The sequence below is a fragment of the Streptomyces sp. NPDC038200 genome, assembly GCF_055600785.1.
The window spans coordinates 790,802-803,689 of record NZ_JBVJYH010000001.1; the positions used below are offsets into that span (position 1 = coordinate 790,802).

The 12,888-nt window shown below is 72.7% G+C and carries 12 protein-coding genes; 6 read left to right on the forward strand and 6 right to left on the reverse strand.

The annotated features are described in order from the left end of the window. The 5 genes from cbiQ (at position 1) to ACZ7KF_RS03295 (ending at position 3,882) form a co-directional block, all read left to right on the forward strand. Positions 1–762 (forward strand): cobalt ECF transporter T component CbiQ, encoded by a 762-nt coding sequence (cbiQ, locus tag ACZ7KF_RS03275; RefSeq protein ID WP_471068949.1) that lies wholly within the window; start codon positions 1–3, stop codon positions 760–762. Beyond that, complete coding sequence (locus ACZ7KF_RS03280) at positions 750–1,523, forward strand: energy-coupling factor ABC transporter ATP-binding protein (protein ID WP_471068951.1); 774 nt, start codon at positions 750–752, stop codon at positions 1,521–1,523. Before cbiQ ends, ACZ7KF_RS03280 begins: the two co-directional genes overlap by 13 nt. Further along, positions 1,520–1,987, forward strand: a complete 468-nt coding sequence (locus ACZ7KF_RS03285; protein WP_471068953.1) for a MarR family winged helix-turn-helix transcriptional regulator — start codon at positions 1,520–1,522, stop codon at positions 1,985–1,987. The genes ACZ7KF_RS03280 and ACZ7KF_RS03285 overlap by 4 nt, the downstream gene beginning before the upstream one ends. 173 nt (positions 1,988–2,160) lie before the next feature. Further along, on the forward strand, positions 2,161–2,607 hold the full coding sequence (locus ACZ7KF_RS03290) for an organic hydroperoxide resistance protein (protein WP_471068955.1): 447 nt from the start codon (positions 2,161–2,163) through the stop codon (positions 2,605–2,607). 114 nt (positions 2,608–2,721) lie between these two features. Then, positions 2,722–3,882, forward strand: coding sequence for a serine hydrolase domain-containing protein (locus ACZ7KF_RS03295; protein WP_471068957.1), 1,161 nt, complete (start codon positions 2,722–2,724; stop codon positions 3,880–3,882). Between the two features lie 36 nt (positions 3,883–3,918). Here the strand turns inward: ACZ7KF_RS03295 and ACZ7KF_RS03300 are convergent, their stop codons facing one another. From ACZ7KF_RS03300 to ACZ7KF_RS03320, 5 genes are all read right to left on the reverse strand, one after another. Next, positions 3,919–4,197 (reverse strand): DUF1876 domain-containing protein, encoded by a 279-nt coding sequence (locus ACZ7KF_RS03300; protein ID WP_471068959.1) that lies wholly within the window; start codon positions 4,195–4,197, stop codon positions 3,919–3,921. A gap of 83 nt (positions 4,198–4,280) precedes the next feature. Then, positions 4,281–5,126, reverse strand: coding sequence for an EamA family transporter (locus ACZ7KF_RS03305; RefSeq protein WP_471068960.1), 846 nt, complete (start codon positions 5,124–5,126; stop codon positions 4,281–4,283). After that, on the reverse strand, positions 5,123–5,638 hold the full coding sequence (locus ACZ7KF_RS03310; RefSeq protein WP_471068962.1) for a YbaK/EbsC family protein: 516 nt from the start codon (positions 5,636–5,638) through the stop codon (positions 5,123–5,125). Before ACZ7KF_RS03310 ends, ACZ7KF_RS03305 begins: the two co-directional genes overlap by 4 nt. 143 nt (positions 5,639–5,781) lie before the next feature. After that, positions 5,782–7,986, reverse strand: a complete 2,205-nt coding sequence (locus ACZ7KF_RS03315) for an MMPL family transporter (RefSeq protein ID WP_471069566.1) — start codon at positions 7,984–7,986, stop codon at positions 5,782–5,784. Positions 7,987–8,089: 103 nt separating this feature from the next. After that, positions 8,090–8,695 (reverse strand): TetR/AcrR family transcriptional regulator, encoded by a 606-nt coding sequence (locus tag ACZ7KF_RS03320; RefSeq protein ID WP_471068964.1) that lies wholly within the window; start codon positions 8,693–8,695, stop codon positions 8,090–8,092. A gap of 176 nt (positions 8,696–8,871) precedes the next feature. On the opposite strand from ACZ7KF_RS03320, the gene ACZ7KF_RS03325 reads away from it, so the two are divergent. Beyond that, positions 8,872–12,423: a S41 family peptidase gene (locus tag ACZ7KF_RS03325; protein ID WP_471068966.1), complete on the forward strand. Its 3,552-nt coding sequence runs from the start codon at positions 8,872–8,874 to the stop codon at positions 12,421–12,423. 181 nt (positions 12,424–12,604) lie between these two features. Here the strand turns inward: ACZ7KF_RS03325 and ACZ7KF_RS03330 are convergent, their stop codons facing one another. Then, positions 12,605–12,868, reverse strand: coding sequence for a hypothetical protein (locus ACZ7KF_RS03330; RefSeq protein ID WP_471068967.1), 264 nt, complete (start codon positions 12,866–12,868; stop codon positions 12,605–12,607). Between the last annotated feature and the right edge of the window lie 20 nt (positions 12,869–12,888).

Here is a 12,888-nt window from a genome sequence, read left to right on the forward strand (position 1 = left end):
GTGGGAGCGGGCCACACGCACCGGCTCTACCGGCACGGGCACTCGCCCGTGCACGGCCTGCCGCCGCACACCAAGCTCGCCGCCGCGTTCCTGTTCGTGGTGGTCGTGGTGTCGACCCCGCGCGAGGCGATGTGGGCGTTCGCGGTGTACGCGGTGCTGCTCGCGGCCGTCGCGCGCCACGCGCGCGTGCCCGCCGGTTTCCTGCTCGGGCGGCTGCTGATCGAGGTGCCGTTCGTCGCGTTCGCGGTGCTCATGCCGTTCGTGGCGGAGGGCGAGCGGGTGCACGTGCTGGGGCTCTCGCTCAGCGTGAACGGGCTGTGGGGCGCCTGGAACGTGCTCGCCAAGGGCACACTCGGCGTCGCCGCCTCCGTACTGCTGGCCGCCACCACCGAGCTGCGCGAACTCCTCCTGGGGCTGCAACGGCTGAAGCTGCCGCCGCTGCTCGTGCAGATCGCGTCCTTCATGATCCGCTACGGTGACGTCATCGCCGACGAGATGCGCCGGATGCGGATCGCCCGGGAGTCGCGCGGCTTCGAGGCGAAGGGCGTGCGGCACTGGGGCGTGCTCGCCAAGTCCGCCGGCGCGCTGTTCATCCGCTCCTACGAGCGCGGGGAGCGCGTGCACCTGGCCATGGTGAGCCGGGGGTACGCCGGCGCGATGCCGGTCATCGACGAGGTGACCGCGTCCGGGGCGCAGTGGCGGCTCGCCCTCGCGCTCCCCTGTGCCGCTCTCGTCGTCTGTCTGCTGGGATGGGTCCTGTGAGTACTGCTGCGTCCGCACCTTCGCTGGAGGTCTCCGGCCTCGCCTTCGCCTACCCGGACGGGCACCAGGCCCTGTTCGGCGTGGACTTCTCCCTGGCCCGCGGTGAACGGGTCGCCCTCCTCGGCCCCAACGGCGCCGGCAAGACGACCCTGGTGCTGCACCTCAACGGCATCCTGGGCGGCGGCACCGGCACGGTGACCGTGGCCGGGCTGCCGGTGGGCAAGGAGCACATGGCGGCGATCCGGCAGAAGGTCGGCATCGTCTTCCAGGACCCCGACGACCAGCTGTTCATGCCGACCGTGCGGGAGGACGTGGCGTTCGGGCCGGCCGCCGCCGGGATCAGGGGAGCCGCGCTGGAGGAGCGGGTGCGCACCGCGCTGGAGCGGGTCGGGATGCAGGACTTCGCCGACCGGCCGCCGCACCACCTGTCCTTCGGGCAGCGCCGCCGTGTGGCGGTGGCCACCGTGCTCGCCATGGAGCCGGAGATCCTGGTCCTGGACGAGCCGTCCTCCAACCTGGACCCGGCCTCCCGCCGGGAGCTGGCCGACATCCTGCGCTCCCTGGACGTCACGGTCCTCATGGTCACGCACGACCTGCCGTACGCCCTGGAGCTGTGCCCGCGCTCGCTCGTCCTCAGCGACGGTGTGATCGCGGCGGACGGCCCGACCGGCGCTCTGCTCTCCGACGAGGAGTTGATGCGGGCGCACCGGCTGGAGCTGCCGTTCGGCTTCGACCCGAAGTCCGTGACAATGGGCGCGTGACGAACCAGGACCCTGCCGCCGAGGGCTCGCTGCTGCTGGACGACCAGCTGTGCTTCGCGCTGTACGCCGCGCAGCGCGCCGTGACCGCCGCGTACCGCCCGCTGCTGGACGACCTGGGGCTCACCTATCCGCAGTACCTCGTGCTGCTGGTCCTGTGGGAGCGCGGGGAGACCGGCGTGAAGGAGCTGGCGGGCGCGCTGCGGCTGGACTACGGCACCGTCTCGCCGCTGCTGAAGCGGCTGGAGGCGGCGGGTCTGGTGCGCAGGGAGCGTGCGGCCGAGGACGAGCGCTCGGTGCTCGTGGCGTGCACCGGGCGCGGGGAGGAACTCCGGGAGCGCGCGGCGCGCGTACCCGGCGCGCTGCTCACCGCCACGGCGCTCGACGCGTCGCAGGTGGCGAGGTTGCGCGAGGAGTTGCGGCAGCTCGCGGAGCGGGCGGAAGGCGCGGCGAAGCGCGCCCGCTGACCTCGCGCACCCCGAGCGCGTCCGGGGTCGTCCCCCGGCCCCGCCGACCCCGCGAGCCCCAGGCGCGTCCGGGGTTACCCCCGGTTGCTCCCCCCACTCCGCCCGGCATACCTACCAGCCAGTACCTTGTGCACGATGTACTTGTGCGCCACTTGTTCCGGGGGAGGCCGGCCATGACCGAGGGCACCGCTGCGGACACACGTCCGACGAAGATCGTGTACGTCGCCGAGGCCACCGCCCACGGCGGCCGGGACGGCTATGTCACCAGCCAGGACGGCCGGATCGAGCTGAAGGTCGCGATGCCTCCGGAGCTGGGCGGCGACGGCGACGGCACGAACCCGGAGCAGCTGTTCGCGGCCGGGTACAGCTCCTGCTTCCACAACGCGCTGATCCTGGTCGGCAACCGCGCGGGCTACGACCTGACCGGCTCCACCGTGGCCACGAAGGTCGGCATCGGCCCCAACAAGCACCGCGGCTACGGCCTCGCGGTCGCCCTCAGCGTCTCGCTGCCGATCCTCGACCCCGAGGTGGCGGCCGGGCTGGTCGACGCGGCGCACGAGGTGTGCCCGTACTCGAACGCGACCCGCGGCAACATCGACGTGACCATCGTGCTGGGCTGACCCGGGCCCTACCGCTGAGAGACAGGTCACTCCCGCCCCCGTTCCACCGAGGAATCGCAGGCGGGCAGCCGCTGTTGCACCCCCTGTCGCAGACGATCGGAAGGGACGGCGGGCGTGGACGTGAACGGCACTGTGGCCGAGGGCTTCGAGCCGGTCAGGGAGGCGTTCGCAGCGAACTTCGCGCTGCTCGGCGAGCGCGGCGCGGCCGTCGCCGTCTACCGCGACGGCCACCGGGTCGTCGACCTGTGGGCCGGCACCAGGGACGTGGACGGTACGGCGCCCTGGGAGCCCGGGACCGCGCAGATCGTGCGCTCCGCCACCAAGGGCGTCGCCGCCGCCGCGCTGCTGCTCCTGCACCAGCGCGGCGAGCTGGACCTGGACGCCCCGGTCGGCACGTACTGGCCGGAGTACAAGGCGGCCGGCAAGGAGCACACGCGCGTACGGGACCTGCTCGCGCACCGGGCGGGCGTGCCCGTGCTGGACCGGCCGCTGACCCCCGCCGAGGCCGCCGACCCCGACCTGGGCGCCGCTGCCGTCGCCGCCCAGGCACCGGTGTGGGAACCGGGCACGGACCACGGTTACCACGCCCAGACCTACAGCTGGCTCACCGGCGAACTGCTGCGCCGGATCACCGGCCGCCCGGTCGGCGCGTGGATAGCGGACGAGATCGCCGGGCCCGTCGGCGCCGACCTCTGGCTCGGCCTGCCGGAGTCCGAGCACGCGCGCGTGGGCCGCGTCGGCCCGGTGGACCCGCCCGAGAGCGCGGGCGGCCTGAAGACCCGCCCCAAGCGCGCGGTGGCCGAGGCGTACGCCGACCCGGACTCCCTGACCCGCCGCGCGTTCGCCGCGATCACCCCGCTCCCCGACGAGAACGACCCCGCCTACCGCGCCGCCGCCCTGCCCGCCTCCAACGGCATCGCCACGGCCGACGGACTGGCCCGCTTCTACGCGTCCCTCATCGGCGAGGTCGAGGGCGGCAGCCGCCTGTTCACCCCGCGGACCATGGAACTGGCCCGCACCGAGCGGTCCGCCGGGCCGGACCGGGTCCTGGTCGTCGGCACCCGCTTCGGCCTCGGCCCGATGCTGCACGGCGCCGCGTCCCCGCTGCTCTCCCCCGGCTCCTTCGGACACCCGGGCCGCGGCGGCGCCCTCGCCTTCGCCGACCCGGAGACCGGCATCGCCTTCGGCTACGTCACCAACGGCTTCCGGCAGAGCGTGACGGCGGACCCGAGGGCGCAGGCGCTGGTACGGGCGGTGCGCACGGCGCTCGCCTAGGCGCGGGCGCCCTCGGCACGCGCCGGTGAGGGTGTGTCACACGTTGATCGGATGCGAGATCCGCCCGGACTCCGCGTCGATCTCCCCATGGGCCTTGGTCAGCAGCTGCATGGCCAGTTCGTTGAGAGCACGGGCGCCGGCGATCTCCTCGCCCACCCGGGGCTGGTTCGCGTCGACGGTGTGCCTGCTGGCGCGGCCGTGCGCCCGGACCTCGGTGCCGTCGGGCAGACGCACCATGGCGACCGCGCGCGTGTGCTGATCGTCCTCCTCCTTGAACTCCAGCTCGACGTGCCATCCGACAGCGGTGTGCATCATGACGACCACCTCCGAGAATCGCTGCTTCCAGGGTGCGCCACGGCACCCCGGCCGTCATGTCGGCACCCGCGGCACCGCACGCGCTACCCCGCGCGCAGCATCAACCCGATCCCCACGACCACCAGCCCCGCCGCCACGATCCGGGACGCCCCGAACCGCTCCTTGAAGAACAGCGCGCCGATGGCCGCGCCGACGATGATGGACGATTCGCGCAGCGCCGCGACCGGAGCGAGCGGGGCCCGGGTCTGCGCCCACAGGACCAGGGCGTACGCGGCGACGGACAGGGCGGCGCCGAGGAGGCCGAGCACGGCGAACGGCCGGAGCAGCCGTACGGTCTCGCCCCGCGCGCGTGCGTACAGGAAGAGGGGGATGACGGCCCCCTGGACGACCATGAGCCAGGCGATGTACCCGAGCGGGGAGTGCGCGGCACGGACGCCCATGCCGTCGACGACCGTGTACGCGGCGATCGTCACGCCGGTCGCGAGGGCCGCGCCGATCGCCGCCCAGTCGGGCCGGTCGCCGCGCAGCCCCCACAGGCCGACACCGGTCAGGCCGAGGCAGGAGACGGCGATCCCGGCGCTCGCCCAGGCGCCGGGCACCTCGTGCGCGAAGACGGCGGCGAGCAGCGTGACGAGGAGCGGGGCGCTGCCGCGCGCGAGGGGGTACGCCTGGCCGAAGTCGCCCAGCCGGAACGAGGTCATCAGCAGGGCGTAGTAGGCGATGTGCACGGCGGCGGAGGCGCACAGGTACGGCCAGGCGGGCCCCGCCGGGAACGCCACGAACGGGATCGTCGCGAGCCCGATCAGCAGCCCGCCGCCGGATATCAGGGTGAAGCCGACGAGCTTGTCGGTGATGCGGTGCGCGATGGCGTTCCAGCCGGCGTGGGTGACGGCGGCGAACAGGACGGCCGCCGCGACGACCGGCGTCACGCGGTCTGCTCGCGCACGTCCACCAGTGCCGCGCCCGCGTGGGCGACGAGTTCCTTCGGTTCGACCGGGAAGACGGTGTACGGCGTTCCGGCCGCCGCCCACACCACGTCGTGCGCGAGCAGCGAGCGGTCGGCGAGGACTCGGGTGCGGGTGCGGTGCCCGAAGGGCGGCACGCCGCCGATGGCGTACCCGGTGGTCTCGCGGACGACGCCGGCGTCGGCGCGGGTGACCTTCCCGGCGCCCAGTTCCGCCCGCACCCGCTCCACGTCCACGCGGGAGGTGCCGTCCATCAGGACCAGCACCGGCACCCCGTCGGCGGCGAAGACCAGGGACTTGCAGATCTGGCTCAGCTCGCAGCCGATCGCGGCGGCGGCCTCGGCCGCGGTGCGAGTGGCCTCCGGGAACCGCCGGGTGCGGGCGAGGACCTCGTCCAGCCCGAGCGCCCGAAGCGCTTCGGCGAACCGGGGGTGGGCCCCGAACTCTTCGGCGTCGGTGGCGGCTGTCGTCGTCATGGTGAGCACGCTACGACATCGCCGGAGCCGTACTCATGGGGTTTTCACCCGTGCCGCCCATGACGGAAAGCAGAATGCCGGTGAGGGTGCAGCCCCGTCCCCACGGGCACCCTCACCGGCCGCTCTGTGTCAGGCGCGGTACGTCAGACGCGTACCAGCTCCTTCTCCTCGCCGAGGTCGGTGTGGGCGCGCAGCCCCTCGCCCTCGACGTCCACGTTGGGCAGGGCGCGGTCCAGCCACTTCGGCAGCCACCAGGCGCGCCGGCCCAGCAGGGCGAGCACCGCCGGGACGATGGCCATGCGGACGATGAACGCGTCGAAGAAGACGGCGATCGCGAGGCCGAAGCCGATCATCTTGACCATCGACTCGCTGGAGCCGATGAAGCCCGAGAAGACGGCGATCATGATGACCGCGGCGGCGGTCACGACCCGTGCGCCGTGCTTGAAGCCCGTCACCACCGCCTGGCTGGGCTTCTCGCCGTGGACGTAGGCCTCCCGCATGCGGGTCACGAGGAACACCTCGTAGTCCATCGCGAGGCCGAAGACGACGCCCACCATGAAGATCGGCATCATCGACATGACGGGGCCGGTCTCCTCGACGTTCATCAGGCCGGACAGCCAGCCCCACTGGAAGACCGCGACGACGGCGCCGAGCGCGGCGAGCACCGAGAGCAGGAAGCCGAGGGCCGCCTTCAGCGGGACCAGGATCGAGCGGAAGACCACGATCAGCAGCAGGAACGCCAGGCCGACCACCAGGGCGAGGTACGGCAGGAGCGCGTCGTTCAGCTTCTGCGAGACGTCGATGTTCATCGCCGTCGAGCCGGTGACCAGGAGCGTGGAGTCGGTCTCCGAGGCGATGTCCGCGCCCTTGTCACGGATGGCGTGGACCAGGTCCTCGGTCGTCGCGGACGACGGCTTGGAGTTCGGCACGACCGTGATGGTCGCGGTGTCGCCGGCCTTGTTCGGCGTGGCCGGCGTGACCGTGACGACGTCCTTCAGGCCCTTGATCTCGTCACCGACCTTGGTGAAGGCGGCCTTGGGGTCGGCGCTGCCCTTGGCGTCGACGACGACCATCAGCGGGCCGTTGAAGCCGGGGCCGAAGCCCTCGGACAGGAGGTCGTAGGCGCGGCGCTGGGTGGTGGAGGTGGGCTGGGAGCCGTCGTCGGGCAGGCCCAGTTCCAGGGAGGAGGCCGGGAGCGCCGCCGCGCCGAGGCCGAGCACGCCGAGCAGCAGGACGGCCACCGGGCGGCGGACGACGAAGCTGGCCCAGCGGGTGCCCATGTTGGCCCGGCCCGGGTTCTTCGGGGTACGGCCGCCGCCGAGCAGCTTGCTCTTCTCGCCGGTCGGCTTGACCTTGCGGCCGGCGTAGCCGAGGAGCGCGGGGATCATCGTCAGGGCGATCAGTACGGCGATGGCGACGGTGCCCGCCGCGGCGACGCCCATCTTCGTCAGCATCGGGATGTTGACGACGGAGAGTCCCACCAGGGCGATGACGACGGTCAGGCCGGCGAAGACCACGGCCGAGCCCGCCGTGCCGACGGCGCGGCCGGCGGCTTCCTCGCGCTCGCGTCCCTCGGCGAGTTCGGCGCGGTAGCGGGAGACGATGAACAGGGCGTAGTCGATGCCGACGGCGAGGCCGATCATCGTCGCCAGGGTGGAGGTGGTGGAGCCCAGGTCCAGGGTGGACGCGAGCGCGGTGATCGAGGAGACGCCGATGCCGACGCCGATGATCGCGGTCAGCAGCGGCAGCCCGGCGGCGAGCAGGGAGCCGAAGGTGATGACGAGGACGACGGCGGCGATGGCGATGCCGATGACCTCGCTGGAGCCGGTCTCCGGCGTCGCGCTGAGCGCGTCACCGCCGATCTCGACGGTCAGCCCGGCGTCCTGCGCATGCCGCGCGGCCTCCTTCAGGGCGTCCCGGGAGGAGTCCTCCAGTTCCATGCCGGAGACCTTGTACTTGACCGAGGCGTAGGCGACGGAACCGTTCTTGCTGACGGCGTGCCCGGTGTAGGGGTCGGCGACGGAGACGACCTCGGAGCCGCTCTTCAGCTCCTCGACGGTCTTGCGGACGGCGGCCTTGTTGTCCGCGTCGGTCATCTTCTCGCCGGTGGGCGCCTTGAAGACGACCCGGGCGGTGGCGCCGTCGGCGCTCATCCCGGGGAAGCGCTCTTCCAGCAGGTCGAAGGCTTTCTGCGCCTCGGTACCGGGGATGGAGAAGGACGTGTTGCCGGCGGGCGGCGCGGAGGCGGCGCCCACCCCGGCGAGGGTGAGCAGCGCGACCCATATGAGGGCGACGAAGTGGCGTCGCCGGAAGGCGAGCCGGCCGAGTTTGTAGAGGAACGTGGCCACGGAGGCGTACTCCCGGTCAGGTCGTGGGTTCATCAGGGCAGGGGTGATCAGCCCGACGACGTGAGCGGTGACGTCAGGTGGTGGGCTTGCCGGGGGAAGGCGTTCAGCTGGTGGGGACGCCGAGGGCGGGGAGGACCACGGCGTCGATGTACGACAGGAGGAAGGACTGCGTCGGGGGCTGCTCGTCGATGAGCGTGCGGGCGGCGAAGCCGCCGATCATCATGTGCATCACGTAGTCGATCGCGGGGTTGTCCGCACGGACCTCGCCCCGGTCGATCGCCCGTTGCAGCACGCGTCGGAACGCCGCCGTCTCCGGATCGATCAGATGGTCCCGGAACGCCCGCAGGAGGTCCGGGTTGCCGTGCATCGCCATGGCCAGGCCCCGCATCAGCGCGGAGTTCTGCTCCATCTCGCAGTCGTCCGAGCGCAGGGTGAGGGCGTGCAGGTCACCGCGGAGGGACCCGGTGTCGACCTCGTCGGCGGAGCCACCCGGCTTGTTGTGCCGCACGGCCTTCGCCACCAGCTCGGCCTTGCCGCCCCACTGGCGGTAGAGCGTGGCCTTGCTGGACCGGGTGCGGGCGGCCACGGCGTCCATGGTGAGGGCGTCGTAACCTACCTCGCGGAGCAGGTCGAGCACGGCCTCGTACAACTCGGCCTCACGCTCGGGCGTGATCCGACTGCGACGGGCCGCCGTGACGGCTTCGGCCATGTCAGTCACCTTCCCGCTCCGGATCCTTCTTCGTACCTCCATGAAGATACCCCGTCCGCTTGCGAAACGAAACAGTTTCGTACGTGTGTTGGGTCACGAAGGTGAAGGTCCCATAAGGCGCCCGTTCCCGACACCCAGAAGTTGCTGCCGCCGTTTGACCGGAAAAGCATGGGAAGGTGAGCTATCTCCGCCTTCCCCACCTCAACGGCGACCTGCTGTGCTTCGTGACCGAGGACGACCTCTGGGTGGCCCCGCTCGACACCCCGGGCCGCGCCTGGCGCCTCACGGCGGACCGCACGAAAGAGGGACACCCGCGCTTCTCCCCCGACGGCCGCCGCATCGCCTACACGAGCTGGCGCAGTCTCGTCCCCGAGATCCACCTCGCCGACGTCGACGGCGGACCCGCGCGGCAGCTGACGTACTGGGGCAGCACCGACACGCAGGTCTGCGGCTGGACCCCGGACGGCGACATCCTCGCGGTGGCCAGCCACGGGCAGCCGTTCTCGCACTTCACCTGGGGCTACAAGGTGCCCACCGACGGCGACCCGGGCGGACGCCTGCCCTGGGGCCCGGTCACCGACATCCAGGTCGCCGACATCGACGGTGAACGCAAGACCCTCCTGCTCACCGGCACCCCACCCCACGAACCGGCGTCCTGGAAGCGGTACCGGGGCGGCGCCATGGGCCGCCTGTGGCTGCACGGGCAGCGCCTGCTGCCGGACCTCGACGGCCATCTGGCCTCCCCGATGTTCGTCGCCGGCCGGGTCGCCTTCCTCTCCGACCACGAAGGCGTCGGCAACCTCTACTCCTGCGCCTACGACGGCACCGACCTGCGCCGCCACACCGACCACGACGCCTTCTACGCCCGGCACGCCTCCACCGACGGCGACCGGGTGGTCTACCAGTGCGCGGGCGACCTGTGGCTGGTGGACGACCTCTCCCCCGGCGGCGAACCCCGCCGGCTCGACATCCGGCTCGCCGGCCCGCGCACGGGACGCCGCCCCTACCAGGTGCCCGCCGCGCAGAACGTCGACGGCATCTCCGTGGACGAGACCGGCCGGGCCAGCGCGGTCGTCGTCCGCGGCAGTCTGTACTGGCTCACCCACCGCGACGGCCCGGCCCGTACGATCACCGACACGCCCGGCGTCCGGGTGCGGCTGCCCGAGATGCTGGGCTCGACCGGGCAGATCGCCTATGTCACGGACGCCGAGGGCGAGGACGCCGTCGAGATCGCCCAGCTCCCCCGCGCGAGCGGCGACCGCGCGCCCCGCCGGCTGGCCTCCGGCGCACTGGGGCGGGTCCTGGAGATGGTCGCCGACCCCCTGGGAGAACGGCTGGCGGTCGCGTCCCATGACGGACGGCTGCTGCTGATCGACGTGCCGGAGGAGGAACTCGCCGAGTCCGCCCCGGAGACCGGCACGGCCGAAGGGACGGGGGCCGACAGCTCCGGTGCCGAGGGGTCGGAGGCCGAGGGCCCAGGCACTGAGGGCCCAGGCACTGAGGGCTCAGGCGCCGAGGGCTCGGGGGCCGAAGAATCGGACGCCGAGGGCTCGGGGCCCGAAAGCCCGGGGCCCGAGGGGGCGGGCAGTGACGGGTCGGGCAGTGAGGGGGCGGGGGCCGACGGGCCGGGTACGGACAGCTCGCCTGCCGCTGAACCCGGTGCCGCGGCCGCCGGAGAACCCGGTGCCGACGGTGCGAACGGCGGGGTGACCGAGCTGATCCGGTCGCTCAACGGCCCCGTCCGCGACCTCGCCTTCTCCCCGGACGGCTCCTGGATCACCTGGTCGCACCCCGGTATCGGCCGCTCTCTGCGCCAGATCAAGCTGGCCCGCATCAAGGACCGCCTGGTCGTGGACGTGACGAACGGCCGCTTCGAGGACGAGAACCCGGTCTTCACCCGCGACGGCCGCTACCTCGCCTTCCTCTCCTGGCGCGGCTTCGACCCGGTCTACGACGTCCACACCGGCGACCTGTCCTTCCCCCTGGGCTGCCGCCCGTACCTCGTCCCGCTCTCCTCGGCGACCCCCTCCCCCTTCGCCCTCAACCCCGAGGGCCGCCCGGCCGCAGGCGGACTCGATCCGATGGAGGACGAGGAGCCCGGAGAGGCCGGCACGGTCATGGTCGAGGTGGAGGGACTGGCCAACCGGGTCACGCCGTTCCCGGTCATCGCCTCCAAGTACTCCGCGCTCCACCCGGTCGCGGGCGGCGGCCTGGTCTGGCTGCGCTGGCCGATCTCCGGCGCGCTCGGCGAGACCTTCGCCAACCCCGCCGACATCAGCGGCCGTCCGAGCCTCGAGTACTTCAACATCCCCAAGGCGAAGAAGTCCGAACTCGTCGACCACCTGGACTGGTTCGCGGTGAGCGGCGACGGCACCCGGCTGGTCGTCGTGGACGAGGGCGACCTGCGGGCGGTGCCGTCGACCGAGATCGGCGACGGCGACACGACCGCCTGGATCGACCTGCGCCGCATCCTGCACGTGGTCGACCCGCCCGCCGAGTGGCGCCAGGCGTACGACGAGGCCGGCCGTCTGATCCGCGCCTACTTCTGGGATCCGGGCATGTGCGGGATCGACTGGGACGCGGTGCTCACCCAGTACCGTCCGCTGGTCGAACGGGTCGCGTCCCCGGACGAGTTCGCCGACCTGCTCCGCGAGGTGCTCGGTGAACTCGGCACCTCCCACGCCTACGTCACCGCCGCCCGCCGCAACGAGGGCCCGCCCCACTACCAGCGCTGGCAGGGCCTCCTCGGCGCCAACCTGGTCCGCCGCGACGGCCACTGGACGGTCAAGCGCGTCCTGCCCGGCGACTCCTCCGACTCCAAGGCCCGCTCACCGCTGGCCGGCACGGGCATCCGCGAGGGCGCCGCCCTGACCCACGTGGACGGCCGCCCGGTCGACCCGCTCACCGGCCCCTATCCGCTGCTCGCCGGCTCGGGCGGGACGACCGTGGAGCTGACGTTCACCCCGGCGGAGGGCGGCAGCGGGCGGCCCCGGCGGGTCGCCGTCGTCCCGCTCGTCGACGAACGGCCGCTGCGCTACCAGGACTGGGTGGCCAAACGCCGCGAGGTCGTCCGCGAGTTGAGCGGCGGCAAGTGCGGCTACCTGCACATCCCCGACATGGGCGGCTCCGGCTGGGCCCAGTTCAACCGCGACCTGCGCATGGAGGTGTCCCGGCCCGCGCTCATCGTGGACGTGCGCGGCAACGCCGGCGGGCACATCAGCGAACTCGTCATCGAGAAGCTGACCCGCACGATCCTGGGCTGGGACCTGACCCGGGACGCGCAGCCGGTGTCGTACACCTCCAACGCGCCCCGCGGGCCGGTGGTGGCCCTGGCCGACGAGGCGACCTCGTCGGACGGCGACATGATCACCGCCGCGTTCAAGCTGCTGCGACTCGGCCCGGTCGTCGGCCAGCGCACCTGGGGCGGGGTCGTCGGCATGACCGGCCGGCACCGCCTCGGCGACGGCACGGTCATCACCGTCCCGATGAACGCGGCCTGGTTCGACGCCTACGGCTGGTCCGTCGAGAACCACGGCGTCTCCCCCGACCTGGAGGTCCTGCGCACCCCGCTGGACTGGGCGGAGGGCCGCCACGCCCAGCTCGACGACGCGGTCCGGCTCGCCCTGGACCTCCTGCGGTCCAACCCCGCGGCGATCCCGCCGGACTACAGCGAGGTACCGAACCGAGCACGCCCGAAGCTGCCCCCGAGACCCACGGGGCCGGCCTGACAACGCGGGCCAGTCCCGGAACGCGACGTGACCACACGACGCCGCTCCTGCCGCAGAGCGGCGCGGCCCGTCACCCGGAAATGCCACAGAGCGGCGCGGCCCGTCACCCGGAACGCGGCGCAGGGCGCCCTCCGCGAAGAAGGGCGCCCCACGTCATACCGGCCGAGGCCGAGCGCAGCGGTCAGGCGTCGTAGTCCTGATCGAACCGGTCCTCCATCTGCTGCTCCGTGTCCTCGATGTCGCGGTGGTTCTGACCGCCGCGCTGGGTCTGCTGCCCCTGGCGGCCCTGGCCGCCCTGGCCGCCCTGGCCGCCCTGGTGACCGCTCTGGCCGCCCTGGCCGCCCTGGCGGGTCTGCTGACCACGCTGGCCGGCCTTCTCGCGAGCCTGGTCCACCTTCTCCTTGGCCTGGCGCGACTTGTCCTGGAACTGGTCCTTCATACCCATGTGGGTTCACTCCCGTGGTG